The following is a 21,141-nucleotide window of genomic DNA, read 5'->3' on the forward strand; positions in this document are numbered from 1 at the left end:
TCCTATCTACTCAACGCTAGAAATTGAGAGATAAAATTCGAAAAATTCTACGGCGCCTGGACCAAAATCACGGTGACCTGGCCATCGCGGGTTTCTTCCGGCAGGTCATCGCGCTGTACCTTCGCCACGCCCTGGTAGCGGTCAGCCAGCTCGCGCGCCACGCGCTCTGCCTCCGGATTGCCCTCCGCAAAGTACACCGTGGTCTCCGGGTACATCTCATCTGGCAGGTTGCCCACGTGCGCGGTGGCATAGCCATCGCGATCCAGCACCTCTGCCTCATTTTTCGCATAATCCGGCACCGTGGAGTTGTTCAGCACGTTCACGCGAATCTCCTCTGCCGGTGCAGGGGCCACCTGCTCGCGGTCCGCCTCATCGCCTTCACGTTCCGCCTCGTCGGCGGAGCCTTCGCGGTTCGCCTCGTCCTCCGCGCCGTCCTGCGCAGGTGGCTCACCCCCAGCTTCGCCCTCTGGCGCCCCACCCTCAGCAGGCGCGGTCTGGGCCGTATCAGCTGCCGTGTCCGCGTCCTCGCCGCCATCGGACGTTAGCGCGTACAGGCCCCACAGGCCCAGCATCACACCGACTGCGATCAGCACCATGGCCAACCCGCGCAGGGGCAGTCCTGCAGCCGCACTGCCTGACGATGCCGCACTCGCCTCAGCGCCTGATTCCTGTTCCACATTCTCCGGATTCACATTAGTCACAGCCGTAACTTTAGCGTTCGGCCCCGCCGTCGTGCACGATCCCCCGCCGCGTGTCTTCGCGACGCTCACGCACCCGCTGCAAACGCTTCACTAGCACCGGATACTCACGCAACGCCGCCGGATTATCCAACAACACGTTCAACCGCTGGTGATAGCGCACCGGCGATAAATCCAACTGCTTGCGGATCGCTTCTTCCTTCGCACCCATCGCGCGCGGGGCGTGCGACTCGAACTCTAAGATGGCCGCGTCTAGGTCTGACAAAGGGTCCATGCCTAAACTGTAGGCCATGACTATTCGGCCAATTGTTATCCACGGCGATCCGGTTCTGCACAACCCCACCGAACCGGTCACAGAGTCCATCGATTCCCCGGAGCTCCAGCAGCTTATCGCCGACATGTACGAAACCATGGACGTCGCCAACGGGGTAGGTCTGGCGGCGAACCAGGTGGGCATCGCGAAGCGATTGTTCGTCTACCACTGCCCGGACACCGACGGCCCCGAAGGCACCGACAAGCCCGATGGCGGCATGCGCAAAGGCTGCGTCATCAACCCCGTCTTAGAAACCTCGGAAATCCCCGAGACCATGCCTTCCGATGACGGCTCCGACGACGAAGGCTGCCTGTCCGTGCCCGGCGAAGGCTTTCCCACCGGCCGCGCCGACTGGGCCAAAGTCACCGGCAAAAACGAACACGGCGAAGACATCGAGCTGGAAGGCTACGGCTTTTTCGCCCGCATGCTCCAGCACGAAACCGGCCACCTCGACGGCTACGTCTACACCGACGTCCTTACCGGCCGGTATAAGCGCCAGGCGAAAAAGACCATCAAACGCAACGGCTGGACCGAAGCAGGACTGACCTGGATGCCCGGCGAAGACGCCGACCCGTTTGGCCACGACGACTAACCCATGAGCTACATCTTCCGCTCCGATGCCGTAGAAATCGGCGACCGCGTCGTAGCCCGCCGCGTCGTCGATGGCGGGCATTCCGATGTCATCGGCCACGTCCTCTCGCTCGACCCGCTGCGCATCCGCCCCCAGATGGCCGGTGGCTACCCCTCGGACAAAGACGCCATCGAAATCCCTGCCAACGAGCTACACATCATCAAAAAGCTCTCCCCGTACACCGTGCGCAACTCCGATATCCGCGCCGTCGAAACTGCCACCGCCAAGGCATTTCCTGGCAAAGAGCACACCTGGACCTCCGATGGCCAGTGGCTCATGCGCGCAGGCGACGGCGTGACCGGCCGGTCGAACTCCGCCGCCCCGCTGGGCCCGTCTGCCGGGTTTAACCCCGTGCCCATCGAGGAAATCGATGCCTTCTACCGCCGCCATAACCTGCCGACCCGACTGTTGGTGCCTGAGCGCATCGGCAAGCCTGCAGAGCGCCTCATCACCGACTGGGACGTCGAACCCGAAATCCTGGTCATGGTCGCCCGCGACCTGCCTGCCACCGTGGACATCGCCAACTCCGCCGCCCGCACGGATCACGATTTCCGCTTCGCCATCACCGACCAGCCTGACGATGCCTGGCTAAACCTCTACCACTTCCGCGGCCAAGCCCTACCGCCGAAGGCCCTGGAGTACCTACGCCAGCACATCGATGGGCACATGGGCTTTGGCCAGCTTTACGATGCCCACGGCTCCACCGTCGCCATCACCCGCGGCACCCTCACCTCCGCCGGCAACGGCGATATATGGCTCGGCTATTCCGCCGTCGAAGTCGACCCCGCCTTCCGCCGCCAAGGACTGGCCACCCTGCTCGGTGCCCGCATGCTGAGCTGGGGCCTAGACCACGGCGCGGATGCCGCGTACCTGCAGGTCCAAGCCTCCAATACCGCGGGCATCGGGCTGTACCACAAACTCGGCTTCGTCGAACAGCACCGGCATCGCTATGCCACACGCATTAGCGGTACCCTGTAGAACATGCGTATCGCCAGCTGGAACATCAACTCCGTGCGCACCCGCGCGCACCGGGCCATCAACTTGCTGCAACAACACGACATCGACGTGTTATGCCTGCAAGAAACCAAAGTGGCCGACGATAAGTTCCCCACCGAACCCTTCGAAGAAGCCGGCTACCACGTCAGCTGCTTCGGACTGAACCAGTGGAACGGCGTGGCGATCATCTCCCGCGAGAAACCAGAGGAGGTCTGGACCTCGTTTCCCGGCCAGCCTGGCTTTGCCAAGGATCCTGAGGCCGAGCAGTCTCTGGAGGCCCGCGCCATCGGTGCGCGCATCCGCGGTATCGAAATCTGGTCGCTGTACGTGCCCAACGGCCGCGAAATCACCGACCGCCACTACGCCTACAAGCTGCAGTTTCTCTACCAGCTAGCCCGCTACGCCGAGAGCCGCAGCAACTCCAAGTTCTTACTGACTGGTGATTTCAACATCGCCCCGCGCGATACGGACGTCTGGGACATCGAAGCCTTCCGCGGCAAGACTCATGTCACCGAACCTGAGCGCGCTGCCTTCCAGATGCTGCTTGAGGCCGGCCTGACCGAGGTCACCCGTGCCCATACGCTGGACAAGCGCTACACCTACTTCGATTACAAGGGCTTCCGTTTCCCTAAAAACGAAGGCATGCGCATCGACTTCCAGCTGGCCAGTGCAACGCTTGCCGATGCCTGCACCACCGCCGACATCGATCTCACCGAACGGGCCGGCGATAAGACCTCCGACCACTGCCTTTTGATTGCAGACTACGATCTGCCCGATTTTGATTCGGTACGTTAATGTCGCTGAGCATCGATCTATCTTTTTGGCAGCTTGCCTTCCTCATCCTCGACTACGGCATCAAAATCATCGCCGTCGGCGTCGTTCCGGAAGGCCGCCGCCCTGCCAGCTCCACTGCCTGGCTGCTGGCAATTTTGCTGCTGCCCTTTATCGGCCTGCCACTGTTTCTGCTGATGGGCTCGCCCTGGATCAACCGCCGTCGCCACCGCATCCAGCGCGAAGCCAAAGAAATGATCGGCGACGTTACCGAACAAACCCCCGACCACCCCGAGGGCAGACTATCCCCGGAAGTCGAATCCGTCATACGCCTTAACCGACGGCTCACCGGCTTTCCGGCCCTGGTCGGCCACAACTTAGGCCTGCACTCCGACTACAACGAGTGCCTGCGCGCTATGGCCGCAGCCATCGACAAGGCCGAAAAATACGTGCTTATCGAGGTCTACATCCAATCCTGGGATGACGACACCGACGTGTTGTACCAAGCGTTGCGCCGCGCGCGCGAGCGCGGCGTAGAGGTCAAACTCCTGCTCGACCAAATTGGCAGCTACAAGTACAAAGGCTACTGGTCACTGGGCAAGCGCCTGACCGAAATCGGCGTCGACTGGCACCTCATGCTGCCTATCCAGATGCACAAGTTCCGCTTCCGCCGACCCGACCTGCGCAACCACCGCAAAATCGTGGTCATCGACGGCGAAGTCGGCTTCATCGGCTCGATTAACCTCATTACTCGCCGTTACCGCTTCAAAGATCGCTACTGGATCGACTACATGGTCGAGCTTTCTGGCCCTGTGGTCACTTCGCTTACCGCCATGTTCGCCGTCGACTGGTACTTAGAGGCCGACGAACAGCTCACCCTCGACCAGCTGCCTTACGACGACGCCTCCACCCCGGATTCCAACTACCTCCAACTCATCCCGTCTGGTCCGGGCTTTACTACCGAGCCGAACCTGCGCATGTTCAACTCCGTGGTCCACCACGCCAAAGACCGCCTGGTGATGGTCTCGCCCTACTTCGTCCCCGACGAATCCCTGCTTGAGGCCGTGACCACCGCCTGCTACCGCGGCGTCCGCGTCGAGCTGTATGTCTCAGCGAAGGCGGACCAGTTCATCGTCAATCACGCCCAATCCTCCTACTACCAAGCACTCCTTGAGGCCGGCGTGCATATCTACCAATTCCCCTACCCCTTCGTCCTGCACTCGAAGTTCGTACTCACCGACCCAGACGACTACGGCCAGGATCCACTGTGTATGTTCGGCTCATCGAATATGGACATGCGCTCCTTCGCACTGAACTACGAATCCACCATGCTCGTTGCCCAAGGCAACCTCATTGACCAATTCAACGAACTGGCCGCCAACTACCGCGCAGTTAGCCACGAACTCACCTTGGACGAATGGAACCAGCGCGGCTTCTTCCGCCGCTACATCGATAACGTCATGCGCCTCACGTCTGCCCTTGTATAAGGGCAGACGAGGCCATAAGGAAGCCCAACAGCGCACGACGAGTAGCCGACCCGGAGGTCGGCTACTCGAGGTTTTGAGGGTTTATACCAACGTCATGGCGCCGCGTTTGGCCGCCGGCCGCGGGTTGGTTCTGGGCGGTTCTTTACCCGGTGGTTGGTAGACCACCCGACCATTTTCCCGACAGACATATCCACGTTTCGGTCGTGGGCCATGCATGTCGGTGGGGTCGGTACTGCCTATCACGCCGTTGTGGTACTTACACAACATCGTTAAGTTCGTTGGTTTCGTCTGGCCACCCATCTTGTGACCAACGATGTGGTGGACTTCGCAGTGATCTGACGGAGTGGGGCAGTTATCCCACGCACACGCCAGCTGTTCTGAGATAGCCAGGATGCGTTGTTTAAAGCTGGCCGCACGGCACTCATACAAATTCACTGGGCCCTGCGTTGGGTGGTAGAGGCCTGCAAACATGTCTTGGCCCATCCGGCCCGCCAGCAGATGCGCGAGGTATTCCTCACCGGTCATGGTGGTGCCATCCGAACAACCCAAGATGACGTCATCGCCTTTACCAGCAATCACCTTCATGAAATCATCCAGGCCAATGGCAATAACAGTGCGATAGGCCGGTTCAACGAGCTGGCCGCCTTCAGCAAGCATCGACCACATTTTGTCCAAGCGTTCCTCGGAACCAGTCACATCCAGCGACTTCAACAGCTGTGCGATGCGTGCTGGTTCATCGCGCATGGTGAAACTCCAAATGTTTTCACTGTGCTGGATGACGTTCGTGCCGCGCTTCGGCTCGACCGGTGGGATGGATTGTTCTTCCGTGGCGGATTTGAGATAGCGGCACAGCTCATCCGCAGTGCCCTCAAACGCCAACGCGTCGAGGCGGAAGCGCCAGCGCTCGTCTTCCTCCGCGACGCGCTTGGCAAAGCGCTCGATGCGCAGCAAACGTGACACCGAGTACCCGGCAGCTAGGCGGACGGCTTCTTTTTGTTTCTTGGTAAAGCGGGTGGGACCGAAGTAGATACGCGCTGCATGCTTCCAGGCGGAGACTTCCTGGTAAGTCATGTCCAGACCACGCGCGAGCGCGCCCGGGCGCTCCAGCGAGTGCTGGAGCAGTTCTAGTCCGGGCTGGCGGTATACGCTCAGTGCGTCTTCTTCGGTGGTCATGACACCCAAACTAAAGCACAAAACCCCTGGTTATCAAGCAAAAGTGAGATTGTCCCCATTTTCGAAATTTTCGGAACCTCAGGCCTAAAAATCCAGTCTAAAAGGGGTTAGGTGTTTTCCAATCCACGCGTTCCCAGCAGCGCACCAACCGCCGCGATACAAGAACACACCACCATCGATGTCGCCATCGTGACCACCGCATTCGAACCAATGCTCATCATCGGACTAATCGCACCGGCAAAACAGAACTGCACGAAACCCAGCACGGCTGAAACCGATCCGGCTTTCTCCCGCAGCTGACCGGTGGCCAACGCCATCGAGTTGCCCATCAGCAAAGAACACGGCGCCACAGCAAACCATAGGGCGACCAGGAGCCAGCCGACGGGGACATCGATACGCACCAGCGTTATCAGCGCCGTACAAGCCAGCACGGACCAGCCCACGCCGAAACGCAGCATGGTTGCCGCAGACACGGAGTTAAGCATCCGCACGTTCAGCAGCGAACAAGCAAACACACCCAGAGCGTTCACCGCGAAAATCAACGAATACATCTGCGGGCTAAACCCGAACGCCTCCTGAATCACGAACGACGAGGCCGAGATGTAGCTAAACAACACCGCGAACCCGAAGCACAGCGAGACCATAAACCCCCACACGCGCGGCTTGCTCAACGCGGCCAGGTAGTTCCGGCCCACCCGACGCCCCAGGCCCGCAGTGCCTGACGATGCCCGCGTTTCCGGCACCGCCACCACCGCCACTACGAGCTGCACCAGGTGCAGTGCAGCCAGCGCCCAAAAGATGCCCCGCCAGCCCACGGGTTCGGCGAGCAGGCCTCCGATGACCGGGGCTACGGCAGGTGCGAGGCCTTGGATGGCCATGAGCAACGAGTAGGTCTTGGCTGCGGCCCTACCGGCCACGAGGTCTGGGACGATCGCGCGCGCGAGTACGACGCACGCACCACCGCCCAGGCCCTGCAGGAGGCGGGCTGCGATGAGCACGCCTATCGATGGCGCCATCGCCGCCATCACCGACGCCACCAGCGCACCCACCGCGCCGGTAAGCAGAAGACGTTTGCGGCCGATGTCATCAGAAAGCGGGCCGATAAATAGCTGGCCGAATCCCATGCCCACGAAAAACGCAGACAGGGTCAGCTGCACCTCGGCTTGGCTGGCCCCCAACTCAGCCATGATGTCGGGCATGACCGGCAGGTACATGTCCGTAGCAAACGCTGCTGTCGCAGACAGCAGCGCTAGAGAAAGAAGTAGAGGTGTAGGGATCATGCGTCGCGCTTTTGCAGCGCCAGCACTCCTACCACCCACAGAACGACTGACCAGATAATAAAGATCACCAGATAGCCGGTGCTGGAATCCCAGAACATGTTGTCTGGCGGTGCGATATCGCTGAGCCAGTTGTTAAACGCGCTAAAGGGCATAAAGTTTACGATGTCTTCGCCCACACGCGGAATCATCGCGATGAACGACTCAATGCCCAGATACAGAATCAAACACAGCGCCACGGTGCCGGCGGTCTGGCGCAGCAGCAGGCCCACGCCCTGGGAAAACAGCACCAACAGCGCGGCGGCGACCGGGTAGACCCACAGGGTGCGCTGCGCGAACTCGTCCTCGAACGGGTTGAAGCTATCAGACACGGCAGGCTTGGCGACGGCATCGGCAAGCGCGTAGGCCACCACGATGCCAATCAGCACGAACAGCGCTGCGATAAACGCGTACATCACCAGCTTGACCAGCGCGACCATCCAGCGGCGTGGATTGGCCATATAGGTGGTGGTCTGCACCCCGTAACGGTACTCGGTGGTCACCACCATGATCGCCTGGATCATCAACACCGGCAGGCCCATGAGCACCAGCACGGCGAGCACCATGTCGGCCGTGAGCGCCGGAATGCCCATCGCGGTCATCTCCGGCGACGGCTCCTGCACCGTAGTGCCCATAAGCAGCGCCCACCCGAGCACGAAGAAGAAAAACAGCGCTGTGGTCCACCAAAACGATCGGGTGGTGTACAGCTTGGTCCATTCAGATTTGAGCGTATTGAGCACCATTAGTTCTCCTCCTGTACGCCCTGCGGGGCCTGCGGCGTCTCAGCCTGGTACTGGACGTCCTGGCCCGTAAGTTCCATAAACGCATCCTCCAGCGATGCCTGGTGCAAGGTCAACTCATTCAGCGGCACGCCGACCGAGTAGGCCAGCTGGCCAATCATGTCGGTATCACTGTGGTCGACCACCAGGGTCGGGCGGCCTTCCACATCGGTAGATTCGATAAAGCTTAAGTTCTCCTCGCGCAGCGCCTCGCCGAACTCGCGCAAGTGCGACGAGCGCACAATGACCGAGGACTGCGAGTGCTTCTTGACAAACTCATGCGTCGACTCATTGGCAATCAGCTTGCCGCGGCCAATCACCAGCAGGCGATCCGCGGTCATCGACATCTCCGACAAAAGGTGCGAAGAAATCAACACCGTGCGGCCCTCCGCCGCCAGCGCGCGCACCAGGGAACGCACCCAGCGGATACCTTCTGGGTCGAGACCGTTGACCGGCTCATCCAAAATCAGCACGCCCGGATCACCCAGCAGCGCACCCGCCAGTCCCAGACGCTGGCCCATGCCGAGCGAGAAGCCCCCAGCTTTTTTGCCGGCGACATCGGAAAGCCCGACCAGCCCGAGTACCTCATCCACGCGCGAGGTGGGCAGCCCGTTCGACTGGGCCATCCACTTTAAGTGATTCGCCGCCGAACGGTTCGGGTGCACCGCCTTCGCATCGAGCAGCGCACCGACCTCCCGCAGCGGGTGCTTGAGCTCGGAATACGGCTGCCCATTCACGTGCGCCCAGCCGGCCGTGGGCGCATCCAGGCCGACAATCATGCGCATCGTGGTGGACTTACCCGCACCGTTCGGGCCCAAGAATCCGGTCACAATGCCGGGCTCAACCTGGAAGCTCACATCATCTACGGCACGGACGGACTTATATAGTTTCGTCAGTCCCTCTACTTCAATCATGAAACCAGAGTGCCACACTTATGCAGGTTTTACGCGGTGGAGGCCTCCACTATGTCGCGCAAGTCGGAAAAAGCCGAGCGAAATGCAGGCAAAAGCGGCAGCGATTCGACCTCGTCGAGCTCCACCCACCGCAGCTCAGCGGATTCGTTGTTGGCCACGGTGGGCAGTGGGGCATCGTCAAGCGTGCGGGCAAGCACCGTGGTATACGTCCAGTCCCCGGGCAAGTCTCCTGCCGGCGGATAAGGCCCGGCGGTGCGCACGACGTGGAAGACGGAGACATCAGAAGGTGCGATGCCGCATTCTTCCTCGGTCTCGCGCAGCGCGGCATCGGCAGCAGATTCATGCAGGTCCCGCGCCCCGCCGGGAATGCCCCAGGTATCGCCCTGATTGGTCCAGGTCGCGCGGTGCTGCAACAACACCTTAGACCCTGCCAGCAGGAACAGCCCGGCAGCACCATAGAGCCCCCACGCGGGCACCCCGCCGGGACCTGCGGCCCATCCGTCACCACTGTGCGCAAAAGTCATAGCGCCCATCCTAGAGAAAATTGTCCAAACACTCCTTGCCCTTGGTGGCGCACAATACAACGGGGGCGTTATTCTAAGGTAATGACAGCCCCAGCCAGCAAGGACGCGGCCGCCCACCCGGGTGACCACTGGCTCGATGAAGTCACCGCGCCCTCGACCCCCGTGTACGGTCCGGTCACACGCTTGGCGATGCGTACCTTCTCCGGCCCCGCACGGCTCGCCCGGCGCCTGTATTACTTCGCATCTACCACCCCGGGCAAGATGTTCACCGTCACGGTGATCCTTACTTTGGCACTCGGTGCCGCTGGCTTATCGATGTCCCAATCTTCTGCCTCCCGGCACGCCGACCTCAACGAGTTACTGTCGACCACCGAGCCAATGTCGAGTGCCGCGCACCACCTGTATACGTCGTTGTCGCTGGCCGATACCGTGGCGACCACGGGTTTCGTGCAAGCCGGGTTGGAGTCGAAAGAAAACCGCGACCGATATAACGAAGCGATCGATAACGCCTCGGTGGCCACGACCGAATCAGTGCTGGGCACCTCCAACGAAGATGAGCGCATCCGTGAGTTGGTGATGTTTATCCAGCGCGAGTTGCCCGTCTATACCGCCATGGTGGAAAAGGCGCGCGCGAACCACCGTGCGGGTAATGCGGTGGCGACACCGTACATGTCGAACGCGTCGGCGCTGATGCGCGAGGAAATCCTGCCCGCGGCCTCAGAGCTATTCCGGCTGACCACCACGAAGGTCAACGAGCAACAACAACGGCTGACCTCCCCGCAGTGGGTGCCGCTTTCGGGCCTGTTCGCTGCGCTGTTTTTCCTGCTGATTGCGCAGTACTGGCTGTGGCGGATTACTCGTCGCAAGCTCAACCGCGGTTTCGTGGCGGCCAGTGTGATGATGTGTCTGGCTATCGCGTGGGTCTCGATTTCGAATATCGCCACCTGGTCGACCGGCCACCAAGGTTTTGAGACGGCCTCGCGCCCGTGGGATTCCCTGACGGCCTCGCGAATTGAAGCCCAGCAGACCCGTACCTCAGAGACCCTGGCGCTGGTGCTGCGTGCCTCCGAACAAGACATGTCCGCCCAGTTCGACGGCACGATGGAATCCATCAACAACGCCCTGGCCGACTACGAGGAGGCCATCAACGACGAAGACGTCCCCCTGTCGCGCCCCGAGCTTATCGATGACGCCCGCGCCGCCACCGAAGACTGGCAAGCCGCCCACCACAAATTCATGGACTCGCTCAACTCCGGTAGCTACGACGAAGCCATTGAGCAAGCCACCGCGATGTATACCGGCGATGCCACCCCGACTGCCGCGCGTGCCTTCGAACGGGTCGATTCCTCCCTGGCGGACCTGATTAGCCAGGCACGCATCTCGATGCGTTCCTACCTCGAACAAGGCCTTTCTGCTGTGACCGCCGTGGCCACCGCTGTCTTCTTGCTCACACTCGGCGCCATCCTGGCTGTCTGGTTAGGCATTCGACCTCGACTGCAGGAGTACCTCTAATGCGTCGCCTGCTAGCTACTACCGCCTTAGGCGCAGTGTGCGCGCTTGCTCTTTCTGCCTGCGCACAAGAAACCACCAACGAGCCGTTGCTGCGCCCGGATAGCGTTGAGCTCAACACCGACCCCGGCCCACCGCTGCCTGCCGGATCGCATATTGAGCGCGCGGGCACCATCGACCCGGCGCCACAGATCGATGCCGATACCGAAGGCAGCTACCGGCCGGACGATAAGACTGCGGAGGAGCGGGTGCCGGACATCGTAAAGCGGGAGCGCCTGGTGGTCGGCGTGGATAGATCGAACAATCTGCTCAGCTACCGCGACTCTGCCACCGGTGAGGTCCGCGGCTTCGATGTCGACCTCGCACACGAGATTGCCGAGGACATCTTCGACGATCCTTCCAAGGTCGATTTCCGCTTCGTGGAGTCTTCTGAGCGCATCGACGCCTTACAATCCGGTGCGGTGGATATCGTGGTGCGCACGATGTCGATTAGCCCCGAACGCCAGCGCGAAGTGGAGTTTTCGATTCCGTATATGACGTCGAATACCCGCATGCTGGTGCTGGCTAATTCCGATATCGAATCCATCGACGACACGCGCGGCGCCACACTGTGCGCGGTCATCGGTTCGACCGCACTCGATACGATTCGTCGCCACGCCCCGGAGGCCGACATCCTGCAGACTCGCTCCTGGGGTGATTGCCACATGGCACTCCAGCTCAACCAGGTCGATGGCGTCGTCGTCGATGATGCGTTGCTCTCTGGCATGGCGCAGCAAGATTCCTATACCGAAATCGTCGGCGAGCCACTAGAAACCGAAAGCTACGGTGTCGCGATTGCCAAACCAACCGAAGACAACGACACCCGCGGGCTGATTCGCCAGGTCAACTTCACTTTGGAGCGCATCCGCAGCGATGGCACGTGGCGCCAGCTTTACGATGAATGGTTCGGCGACTACCTCCCCCGGTCACCTCTGCAAGCCCCGGTGTACCGCGAGGAAGCCGACGACACAGATGACACTGGCGAGGCGGAGGAGAGCTAATGGACCCGAAACCCACCGAGCGCACTGAAGATACGGCGCGCACCGAGCATGAGGACGTTGGCACGCAGGCCGTCCAGTACGACCCCTTCGCCGACGACGAGTCTGAACCGGGAACCTCCGCGGTAGCCTTTGACCCGTTCGCCGATGAGGACGAAGACGACGAGGGCTTAGGCACCGACGCCGACGACATCGCCGCGCTGCTCGCCGACTTGGATAATTTGCGTGACCGTCCGCATAAGGAGGACCCGTCGCAAAGGTCGCGTCGTCAAGCGTTGGATACCTTCCGCGAGCGACGCTCCACCCGGCGTACCGACCGGCACGTCGCCGATGGCATGGTCACGCTCCCCTTCGTGGTGCCGGTGAACCCGCAAGATGCGCTCATTGACCCGGAAGAGAAGAAGGCCCCCGCCCCGCAACTGCAACCGGGCGACATGGTGGCGGGCCAGTACGAGATCCTGGGCGTCATCGCACACGGCGGCATGGGCTGGATTTACCTGGCCAACGACCACTTCGTTTCTGGGCGCGTGGTGGTGCTCAAGGGCATGCAGGCGCACAAGTCCGAAGACGAAACCGCCGCCGCTGCTGCCGAGCGAGAGTTCCTGGCGGATATTACCCACCCAGGCATTGTGAAGATTTTCAACTTCATCGACGATGCCCGCGTGCCCGGTGGCTTTATCGTCATGGAGTATGTCGGTGGACCGTCGTTGCGCCAGCACCGCAATACCCAGCCCAATAAGCTGCTGCCGATCGACATCGCGATCGCGTACATCCTGGAGATTCTGCCCGCCCTGGATTACCTGCACGCCCGCGGAGTGGTCTACAACGATCTTAAGCCTGACAACATCATTATTTCCGAAGACCAGGTCAAACTCATCGACCTCGGTGCGGTCTCCGGTATCGGGGCGTTTGGTTATATCTACGGCACCCGCGGTTTCCAGGCCCCGGAGGTCGCGCGCGAAGGCCCGTCGATTGCCAGTGATATCTACACCATTGGCCGCACGCTCGCCGCGCTGACGCTGCCGCTGCCCGTGAGCGAGGAGGGCACCTACCACCCCGGTATTCCGAGCCCCTCGGCAATTCCGGAGCTGCGCCACTACCTGTCTTTCTACCGCTTGCTGTTGCGCGCGACGGACCGCGATCCGAAGCGGCGCTTTAGCAACATCGAGGAGCTGCGCACCCAGCTCTACGGCGTGCTGCGTGAGGTCATTGCCCTGCGCGATGGCATCCAGCACCCCGCACAGCACTCGATGTTTTCGCCGCAACGTACCACGTTCGGCACCAAGCACTTAGTCTTCCGCACCGACCAGCTGATTGATGGCATCGACCGTACCGTGCGCATTACCGCCCCGGAGGTCGTGTCCGCGTTGCCGACTCCCCTGTTGGACCGCAGCGATATTGGTGCCGCGTTGCTGCAGGGTGCGTCCTATACCGAGCCGCAAGAAGCCCTGGAAACCCTGCACCAGGCCATGCAGACCGAGGAGTACGAGCACTCCGCCGAGATTCCGCTGGGCGTGGTGCGTTCCATGATTGACCTGGGCTATACCCGCCAGGCACGCCAGTGGTTGGCGTCGATTGCGGACAAGCTTGGCGATGACTGGCGTTTCCAGTGGTACTCCGGCGTCGCTGAGTTACTTCACGATGACTTCGTGGACGCCCAGAAGCACTTCGCCCGGGTGCTCGAGCAGCTACCCGGTGAGCCGGCGCCGAAGCTGGCCATTGCGGCGATTAATGAGCTGTTGCTGCAGCAGCTAGGTTATAACGAAGCATCGCTTCTCGATGGCCCCATCGCCCGCGCCAGTGCCAACATCACCACCTCGCTGGGCGCGATGGATAACGAGCACTTCGAAGACCAGCCCGAACTCTGGGATCACATTACCCAGGACCCGGCGATGTTGCGCTTTAATTCGATGCGTCTGTACGGCATCGTGTGGGCGACGAACCCGACGACGGTGTCCTCGGCGTTTGGTTTGGCACGTCAGTTGCGCGCGGAAGGCCAGATTGAGCTGGCGGTCTCGACGCTGGATAAGGTGCCGAACGCGTCTCGCCACCATCGCATGGCACGCCTGACGACGATTCTGCAGCTGATTACCCAAGACCTGACGGAATCGCGCATTCGTCGTGCGGCGCGCAGGCTAGAAGAAATCCCGACCAACGAACCCCGCTTCCTTCAGGTGAAGGTGGCAGTGGTGTCGGCCGGGTTGAATTTCTTGCGCGGCAACAACCTCGCGAAGGCTGCCTCGCCGAATGATTTGTTTGAGTTTGCGTTCACGCAGCGCGGCCTGCGCTACGGTTTGGCGGATACGCTTAGGGCGTTGGCTCGCCAGGCACCGTACGCGCGGCATCGCTACGCGCTGGTGGACCTAGCGAACCAAGTACGCCCAGTAACGACGTTTTAGCTAAAACTAAAACAGAGGCCGTAAGGAAACATTGTTCCTTACGGCCTAATTCCTTATGGCGCACGTTGTATTAGCTTGCCTAATACAACCCGGCCTGCTTGGCGGCGGCTGCGACCTCGGCGGACTTCTGCGCGATGGCGAGCTCCTCGTTGGTCGGGACGACGAAGACCTTAACCTTGGACTCCGGGGTGGAAATCATGCGTGGTTCGCGGGAACGGACCAGGTTGGCTTCCTTGTCGAAGTCGATGCCGTACATGTCCAGGTTGTACAGGGAATCCTGGCGGACCTCGGTGTCGTTTTCGCCCACGCCGGCGGTAAAGGTGATGGCGTCGACGCGGCCCAGGGCAATCATGTAGGAGCCGATGAAGCGGCGCAGCTGGTGGATGTAGATGTTATACGCCAGCCAGGCATCGGAGTCGCCGTCGTTGATGCGCTCGCGCAGGATGCGGAAGTCGTTGACGCCAGCGAGACCTTTGACACCGGACTGCTTGTTGAGCAGGTTATCGATTTCGGCGATGCTCATACCCGCCTCGCGGGAAAGGTGGAAGATGATGCCGGGGTCGATGTCGCCGGAGCGGGTGCCCATCGCTAAGCCAGCCAGCGGGGTAAGACCCATGGAGGTATCGATCGGGGTGCCGTTGGAGATAGCGGCGGCAGAAGCACCGTTGCCCAGGTGCAAGGTGATCTGGTGGGTCTCGCCCGGGTCGCGGTCGAGCAGCTTCGGGACCTGCTGGGAAACGAACTCGTGCGAGGTGCCGTGGAAGCCGTAGCGGCGGATGTCGTACTTGGAGGCCACCTCGTTGTTGATGGCATACAGTGCGGCAGCCGGCGGCATGTGGTTGAAGAAGGCGGTATCGAAGACGCCGACGTGCGGGATGTCCGGCAGGAGCTCGCGGGCGACGCGGATGCCGTCCAGGTTCGCCGGGTTGTGCAGCGGTGCGAGCGGGATGAGGTCCTCGACCATCTTCTCGATCTCGTCAGTGATGAGCTGCGGCTCGGAGAAGAGGCGTCCGCCATGGACGACGCGGTGGCCGACGGCGATGACCTCAACGTCGGTGGGGCCGACGTTGTGCTCGCTCATGATGGCAAAGGCGCGCTCGAGTCCGAAGGAGTGGGTTGGGATCTCCAGTTCCTCGGTGTACTCCTCGCCGCCGGTCTTGACGGTGACAGCACCCATCGGCTCGCCGACCTGCTCGACCAGGCCGGAGACCAGTGGTACGTCGGTGGCGGTGGACTCGGGGTTGACCAGCTGAAACTTAACGGATGAAGATCCGGAGTTCAGAACCAGAACGTAGCTCACTTATTTTCCTCCAGCCTGGATAGCGGTAATGGCAACGGTGTTGATGATGTCGGCGACCGTGGCGCCGCGGGACAGGTCGTTGACCGGCTTGTTCAGACCCTGCAGAATCGGGCCCACAGCCAGGGCACCGCCGGTGCGCTGGGCGGTCTTGTAGCCGATGTTGCCTGCTTCCAGGTCCGGGAAGATAAAGACGTTGGCCTGGCCGGCGACGTCGGACTCAGGCATCTTCTTCGCGGCAACGCCGGGGTCGCAGGCGGCGTCGAACTGGAGTGGGCCGTCGACCTTGAGCGAGGAATCGGCAGCCTTGGCAGCCTCAACGGCCTCGACGGCGCGCTCGACGTCCGGGCCCGCACCGGAGGTGCCGGTGGAGTAGGACAGCATGGCCACGCGCGGGTCGATGCCGAACTGGGAAGCGGTCTTGGCGGACACGGCGGCGATCTCGCCAAGCTGCTCCGCGGTCGGGTTCGGGTTCACAGCACAGTCGCCGAATGCCCAGAGACGACCGCGCATAACCATCAGGAAGATAGAGGAGACGACAGAAGCGCCCGGGGCGGTCTTGATGATCTGGAAGGAAGGCTTAATGGTGTGCGCGGTGGTGTGCGCTGCGCCGGAGACCATGCCGTCGGCCTGGCCCTTGTGCACCATCATGGTTGCGAAGTAGGAGATGTCCTCCATGGTCTCGCGGGCCTGCTCGAGGGTAATGCCCTTCTTCTTGCGCAGCTCGGCGAAGTCGGCGGCGAATTCTTCAGCCAACTCGGAGTTGCGGTGGTCGATGATGTTGGCATCGCCAAGCTCAAGGCCCAGGGTGGCCGCGCGGCCTTCGATATCTTCCTTGGAACCGAGGATGGTCAGCTTCGCGACCTTATCGCGCAGCAGCACGTGGGCTGCTTCGAGGATACGGTCATCGTCGCCTTCCGGCAGGACGATGTGGGCGCCAGCAGCACGAGCCTGGTCGAGCAGCTGCTGCTGGAAAACCTCAGCGCTCATGACCGGCTCGACGGAGCCGGCGGACTTGATGGCCGAGGTGGCATCGGAAAGCTCGGCAAAAGTACCGGCCACGGTCACGCCGAGGGATTCTGCGTGCTGAACGGCCAGCTGGGTGGCGCGCTCGGAGGCGCTGGAAATGAGCACCAGGGGCAGGCCCAGTGCGGCCGCAGCTAAAGCGTCGAAGTGGACATCGCCGGTGCCTTGCACGACGGCATCGGCAGGCGCGGCAGAAAGAACATCACTGATAGTCTCGCCCAGTTCCTCCAGGCGAACGAAGTTGGCATCAAGCTCAGTGGCAAGTGCGGGGATATCCAGGCCGTCGAAGTCGCGGCCCACAACGCTGATGAGTGCGGGATGAGTTGCAGACATGCGGGAACCTTTCACTCGCTGTCATAGATACGAATAAACGTGCTTGCAGTCACAAACACAAGCACGCGGTGACGTCTCCACTTTACGTTAAGCACCCCTACTCCGCCCTCGGAACAGATCAAGTTCACATTCTTTATGGGAGGTTGCGGGTTGTGGGCTGCTATGGGCATCGACAAGCGTGTGCACCCGTTGCGTAGAATGTCCGAAGTAGACGAAGGAAAGGACATGCTGTAGTAATGAACTCCCCTGTACGCGTTGCAGTGGTCGGCTCTGGGCCGGCCGGAATTTACGCCTCCGACCTGCTTATTAAGTCCGATCTCGACATTCAGGTCGACCTGTTTGAAAAGATGCCAGCACCCTTTGGCCTGATTCGCTACGGTGTGGCACCGGACCACCCGCGCATCAAGGGTATTGTGCAGTCGCTGCACAACGTGATGGAAAAAGAGGAGATCCGCTTCCTGGGCAATATTGAGATTGGCCGTGACATCACGGTGGATGAGCTGCGTGATTACTACGACGCCATCGTGTTTGCCACCGGTGCGACTGCGGATCAGTCCATGGGCATTCCGGGTGAGGACCTGGAAGGCAACTGGGGTGCTGGCGAGTTCGTCGGCTTTTATGACGGCAACCCGAACTTTGCGCGCGAGTGGGACCTGTCGGCGGAGTCTGTCGCTGTGGTGGGTGTGGGCAATGTCTCGCTGGATGTCTCCCGTATTTTGGGCAAGACTGCCGATGAGCTGCTGGTTACCGAGATTCCAGACAACGTCTATGAGTCGCTGAAGGAGAATAAGGCCAAGGAAATCCACGTCTTTGGTCGCCGTGGCCCGGCACAGGCGAAGTACACCCCGAAGGAGCTGAAAGAGCTCGATCTGTCGCCGAATATTGACGTCATCGTCGATCCGGAAGACATTGATTACGATGCCGCATCCGAGGAAGCCCGCCGTGCGGCAAAGTCCACGGACCTGGTCTGCCAGACCTTAGAGTCCTACGCGATGCGTGAGCCTGGCGATGCCCCGCACAAGCTCTACATCCACTTCTTCGAATCCCCGGTGGAAATCCTGGGCGAGGACGGCAAGGTCACCGCTATTAAGACTGAGCGCACCGAGCTCAACGGTGATGGCACGGTCTCAGGCACGGGCAAGTACACCGAATGGCCAGTTCAGGCGGTCTACCGTGCAGTGGGCTACCACCCGCAGTCCGTGGACGGTGTGCCTTTCGATGAATCCCATGCCACCATGCCTAACGATGGCGGCCACGTCCTGGCCAACCTGGAAGGTGAAAAGATTCCGGGCCTATACACCACCGGTTGGATCAAGCGCGGCCCGGTTGGCCTGATTGGTAACACCAAGTCTGATGCCAAGGACACCACCGGCATGCTTATCGATGACTACAAGGCTGGCGAGTTGGAGCCTGCAACCAAGCGGGACCCGGAGGACATCGTCAAGCTTTTGCAGGATCGCGACATTCCTTTCACCACTTGGGATGGCTGGCACCGCCTCGATGCTGCCGAGCGCGCCCTGGGTGAGCCGCAGGATCGCGAGCGCGTCAAGATTGTCGAGTGGGACGACATGGTCCGCCACGCCGGCCCGCAGGACTAGCGCCACCCCCGAATGTTCAAGGAATACCTCACAGTATGTGGGTTTCTGTGAGATTGAGGAGTAACGTAACGACTTAAGGATTGTTACTGACTTCAATCAGGCAAGACCTAGGGAGCTAACCCAAAAGTTGTTAGCGCCCTAGGTCTTTTTGCGTTTTCTACGCTTGAGAAAATTCGAGAAAGGATTCGGGCAATGTCTGCGAAGACAACGAATACACGCACCGATGCCGAAGCCATCCTGGCCGGTATCGGCGGGGCGGATAACATCGCCTCGTTTACCCACTGCGCAACCAGGCTGCGCTTTGAACTCAACGACCCCAGCCTGGCGAACAAGGAAGAACTCGACGCCATTCCGAAGGTGTTGGGTGCTGTACCGCAGGGCGGACGCAACTACCAGGTCGTTATTGGCGGCGATGTCGCCACCGTGTATGACCAGATGAACGCGTTGCCGGAGATGCGCGCTCGCGAAAACGGCCAGTCCAACGACGACGTGAAGGCCGCGGCCCGCTCGAAGGCCCAGGGCAAGATGCCGTGGATGGACGCCTTCTTCGAGTACCTCTCAGATTCTTTCCGTCCGATTCTGGGCGTGCTGCTGGGTGCATCGCTGATTATTGCGTTTGCCTCCGTACTCGACGCTTTCGGCGTGGTGGACTTCCGCGCGGAGGACAAGCCGGCCAGCTGGTTCTTCGTCGATGCCATGTGGCGTTCGGTGTTCTACTTCTTGCCGATCATGATTGCGTACAACGCCGGTAAGAAACTGCGCATCGACCCCTGGGTGCCTGCTGCGATTATGGGCGCGCTGATGACCCCGGAGTTTATGAACTTAGCCGACAACCCGGCTGCGCAGTGCTCCATTGCGAATGAGGAGCTGCAAACTGAGCTGTGCACCATCGATATCTTCGGCATCACGATGCCGCTGCAGGACTACGGCGGAAACGTCTTCGTCCCGCTGATGATGGCCGTAGTTGCCGCGCTTATCTACAAGGGATTCCAGAAGCTCATCCCGTCCGCAGTCCACATGGTCTTCGTGCCTTTCTTGACCCTGCTCATTGTCATCCCGCTGACTGCCTTCCTCATTGGCCCGTTTGGCATCTGGGTGGGCAACGGCCTGGGCACTGGCCTGGCCTGGCTCAATGACAACGCACCGTTTATCTTCGCCATTGCCATTCCGATGCTGTACCCATTCCTGGTGCCACTCGGCCTGCACTGGCCGCTGAACGCCTTGATGCTGGTCAACATCCAGGCCCTGGGCTACGACTTCATCCAAGGCCCGATGGGTGCCTGGAACTTCGCCTGCTTCGGCGCCACCGCCGGCGTTTTGTTCCTGTCCATGCGTGACAAGGACGACGTCATGCGCCAGACCTCCGGTTCCGCCCTGGCCGCCGGCCTGTTTGGTGGTATCTCCGAGCCGTCGCTTTACGGTATCCACTTGCGCTACAAGCGCATCTACCCGCGCATGCTGGTCGGCTGTTTCGCAGGTGGCCTGACCATTGCCCTGCTGAGCATCGGCAGCAATGGTGTCACCACCGACGCCTTCGTGTTCACCTCCCTGCTCACCATCGGTGTGTTTAGCCCGATTGCTACCTACGTCATCGCTATCGCCGTTGCCTTCTTCGTCTCCATGACGCTCATCATCCTCACCGACTACCGCACGCCGGAAGAGCGCGCCGAACTCAAGGCACGCCAGGAGGCGGCCGCGGATGAATCCGCAATCGAGAACAGCGAAGATGCCTCCGAAGACTCAACCAACAAGGTCGAGGCTAAGTCGACACCTGCTGGTTCGGCCGCCGCGGGCGCAGCAGCTGGTGCCGCCACGACTGCAGCAACCGCAACGAAGACGGCTGCCGAAATCATGTCACCAGCTACTGGTGAAGTTGTCCCGATGGACAAGATCGATGACCCGGTGTTTGCTGCACGCACCCTCGGCGACGGTGTCGGCGTGATTCCGGAAGGCAATGAGGTCTACTCGCCAGTTGCTGGCAAGGTCATCACCGCCACCAAGTCCGGCCATGCGTATGGGCTGAAGACGGACGATGGTGTGGAAGTACTCGTGCACATCGGCATCAACACCGTGAAGATGAAAGGCGAAGGTTTCGAGCCTGCTGTGAAGAAGGGCGATGAGATTGCCGCCGGTGACCTGTTGGCCACGGTAGACTTTGCTGCAGTCAAGGACGCCGGATATGACCCGATCATCGTCGTGGCCATTACCAACACCAAGGCGATGAACAGTGTGGATCCGGCAGGCCTGAAGCACGCTAGTGCGGGCGACAAGATTATTTCGGTTGCTCGCTAAGCACGACCGATTCACCGCAAGCTAAAAGAAAAAGGAAGCCGACGCCAC

18 protein-coding genes are annotated in these 21,141 nt (G+C 61.0%); 9 read left to right on the forward strand and 9 right to left on the reverse strand.

The features are described from left to right. Positions 1-47: 47 nt before the first annotated feature. Together UL81_RS10050 and UL81_RS10055 are read right to left on the reverse strand one after the other, a co-directional pair. Positions 48-701 (reverse strand): LytR C-terminal domain-containing protein, encoded by a 654-nt coding sequence (locus UL81_RS10050; protein ID WP_236684466.1) that lies wholly within the window; start codon positions 699-701, stop codon positions 48-50. Positions 702-711: 10 nt separating this feature from the next. After that, a complete protein-coding gene (locus UL81_RS10055) occupies positions 712-972 on the reverse strand; it encodes a DUF3263 domain-containing protein (RefSeq protein WP_035105426.1) in 261 nt (86 codons plus the stop codon). A 16-nt stretch (positions 973-988) separates the two neighbouring features. On the opposite strand from UL81_RS10055, the gene UL81_RS10060 reads away from it, so the two are divergent. From UL81_RS10060 to cls, 4 genes are read left to right on the forward strand one after another with little or no spacing between them, the layout of a single operon-like run. Then, on the forward strand, positions 989-1,603 hold the full coding sequence (locus tag UL81_RS10060) for a peptide deformylase (protein WP_035104364.1): 615 nt from the start codon (positions 989-991) through the stop codon (positions 1,601-1,603). A 3-nt stretch (positions 1,604-1,606) separates the two neighbouring features. Further along, on the forward strand, positions 1,607-2,620 hold the full coding sequence (locus UL81_RS10065; RefSeq protein WP_035104363.1) for an N-acetylglutamate synthase, CG3035 family: 1,014 nt from the start codon (positions 1,607-1,609) through the stop codon (positions 2,618-2,620). A 3-nt stretch (positions 2,621-2,623) separates the two neighbouring features. Continuing rightward, positions 2,624-3,433 carry an exodeoxyribonuclease III gene (locus tag UL81_RS10070; RefSeq protein WP_035104361.1) on the forward strand — a complete coding sequence of 270 codons (810 nt, stop codon included), beginning with the start codon at positions 2,624-2,626 and terminating at the stop codon, positions 3,431-3,433. Further along, complete coding sequence (gene cls / locus UL81_RS10075) at positions 3,433-4,896, forward strand: cardiolipin synthase (RefSeq protein ID WP_035104360.1); 1,464 nt, start codon at positions 3,433-3,435, stop codon at positions 4,894-4,896. Before UL81_RS10070 ends, cls begins: the two co-directional genes overlap by 1 nt. A gap of 81 nt (positions 4,897-4,977) precedes the next feature. Here the strand turns inward: cls and UL81_RS10080 are convergent, their stop codons facing one another. From UL81_RS10080 to UL81_RS10100, 5 genes are all read right to left on the reverse strand, one after another. Continuing rightward, positions 4,978-6,069, reverse strand: coding sequence for an HNH endonuclease signature motif containing protein (locus UL81_RS10080; RefSeq protein WP_052097660.1), 1,092 nt, complete (start codon positions 6,067-6,069; stop codon positions 4,978-4,980). 107 nt (positions 6,070-6,176) lie between these two features. Then, a complete protein-coding gene (locus UL81_RS10085; RefSeq protein WP_035104359.1) occupies positions 6,177-7,349 on the reverse strand; it encodes a multidrug effflux MFS transporter in 1,173 nt (390 codons plus the stop codon). Then, positions 7,346-8,128, reverse strand: a complete 783-nt coding sequence (locus UL81_RS10090; RefSeq protein WP_035104358.1) for an ABC transporter permease — start codon at positions 8,126-8,128, stop codon at positions 7,346-7,348. The genes UL81_RS10085 and UL81_RS10090 overlap by 4 nt, the downstream gene beginning before the upstream one ends. After that, positions 8,128-9,078 carry an ABC transporter ATP-binding protein gene (locus UL81_RS10095; protein ID WP_035105424.1) on the reverse strand — a complete coding sequence of 317 codons (951 nt, stop codon included), beginning with the start codon at positions 9,076-9,078 and terminating at the stop codon, positions 8,128-8,130. The genes UL81_RS10090 and UL81_RS10095 overlap by 1 nt, the downstream gene beginning before the upstream one ends. A gap of 29 nt (positions 9,079-9,107) precedes the next feature. Continuing rightward, positions 9,108-9,611: an NUDIX domain-containing protein gene (locus tag UL81_RS10100; protein ID WP_407921711.1), complete on the reverse strand. Its 504-nt coding sequence runs from the start codon at positions 9,609-9,611 to the stop codon at positions 9,108-9,110. A gap of 72 nt (positions 9,612-9,683) precedes the next feature. On the opposite strand from UL81_RS10100, the gene UL81_RS10105 reads away from it, so the two are divergent. Genes UL81_RS10105 through UL81_RS10115 form a run of 3 tightly spaced genes read left to right on the forward strand, consistent with a single transcriptional unit; the run spans position 9,684 to position 14,547 of the window. Beyond that, a complete protein-coding gene (locus UL81_RS10105; RefSeq protein ID WP_035104357.1) occupies positions 9,684-11,114 on the forward strand; it encodes an MCP four helix bundle domain-containing protein in 1,431 nt (476 codons plus the stop codon). Further along, positions 11,114-12,151 carry a glutamate ABC transporter substrate-binding protein gene (locus UL81_RS10110; RefSeq protein WP_035104356.1) on the forward strand — a complete coding sequence of 346 codons (1,038 nt, stop codon included), beginning with the start codon at positions 11,114-11,116 and terminating at the stop codon, positions 12,149-12,151. Before UL81_RS10105 ends, UL81_RS10110 begins: the two co-directional genes overlap by 1 nt. Continuing rightward, positions 12,151-14,547, forward strand: a complete 2,397-nt coding sequence (locus UL81_RS10115) for a serine/threonine protein kinase (protein WP_046453553.1) — start codon at positions 12,151-12,153, stop codon at positions 14,545-14,547. The genes UL81_RS10110 and UL81_RS10115 overlap by 1 nt, the downstream gene beginning before the upstream one ends. A 79-nt stretch (positions 14,548-14,626) precedes the next feature. Here UL81_RS10115 and UL81_RS10120 read toward each other — a convergent pair whose 3' ends face one another. After that, entirely contained in the window at positions 14,627-15,847 is a 1,221-nt protein-coding gene (locus UL81_RS10120; protein ID WP_035104352.1) for an acetate kinase, read from the reverse strand. Continuing rightward, complete coding sequence (gene pta, locus UL81_RS10125) at positions 15,848-17,203, reverse strand: phosphate acetyltransferase (protein ID WP_046453554.1); 1,356 nt, start codon at positions 17,201-17,203, stop codon at positions 15,848-15,850. A 236-nt stretch (positions 17,204-17,439) separates the two neighbouring features. Between pta and UL81_RS10130 the strand changes: the two genes are divergently transcribed. Further along, positions 17,440-18,801 carry an FAD-dependent oxidoreductase gene (locus UL81_RS10130; RefSeq protein WP_035104349.1) on the forward strand — a complete coding sequence of 454 codons (1,362 nt, stop codon included), beginning with the start codon at positions 17,440-17,442 and terminating at the stop codon, positions 18,799-18,801. Between the two features lie 192 nt (positions 18,802-18,993). Continuing rightward, positions 18,994-21,093, forward strand: a complete 2,100-nt coding sequence (locus UL81_RS10135; RefSeq protein WP_046453555.1) for a glucose PTS transporter subunit IIA — start codon at positions 18,994-18,996, stop codon at positions 21,091-21,093. Positions 21,094-21,141 lie beyond the last annotated feature (48 nt).

The organism is Corynebacterium camporealensis, from assembly GCF_000980815.1.
Lineage (GTDB): Bacteria > Actinomycetota > Actinomycetes > Mycobacteriales > Mycobacteriaceae > Corynebacterium > Corynebacterium camporealense.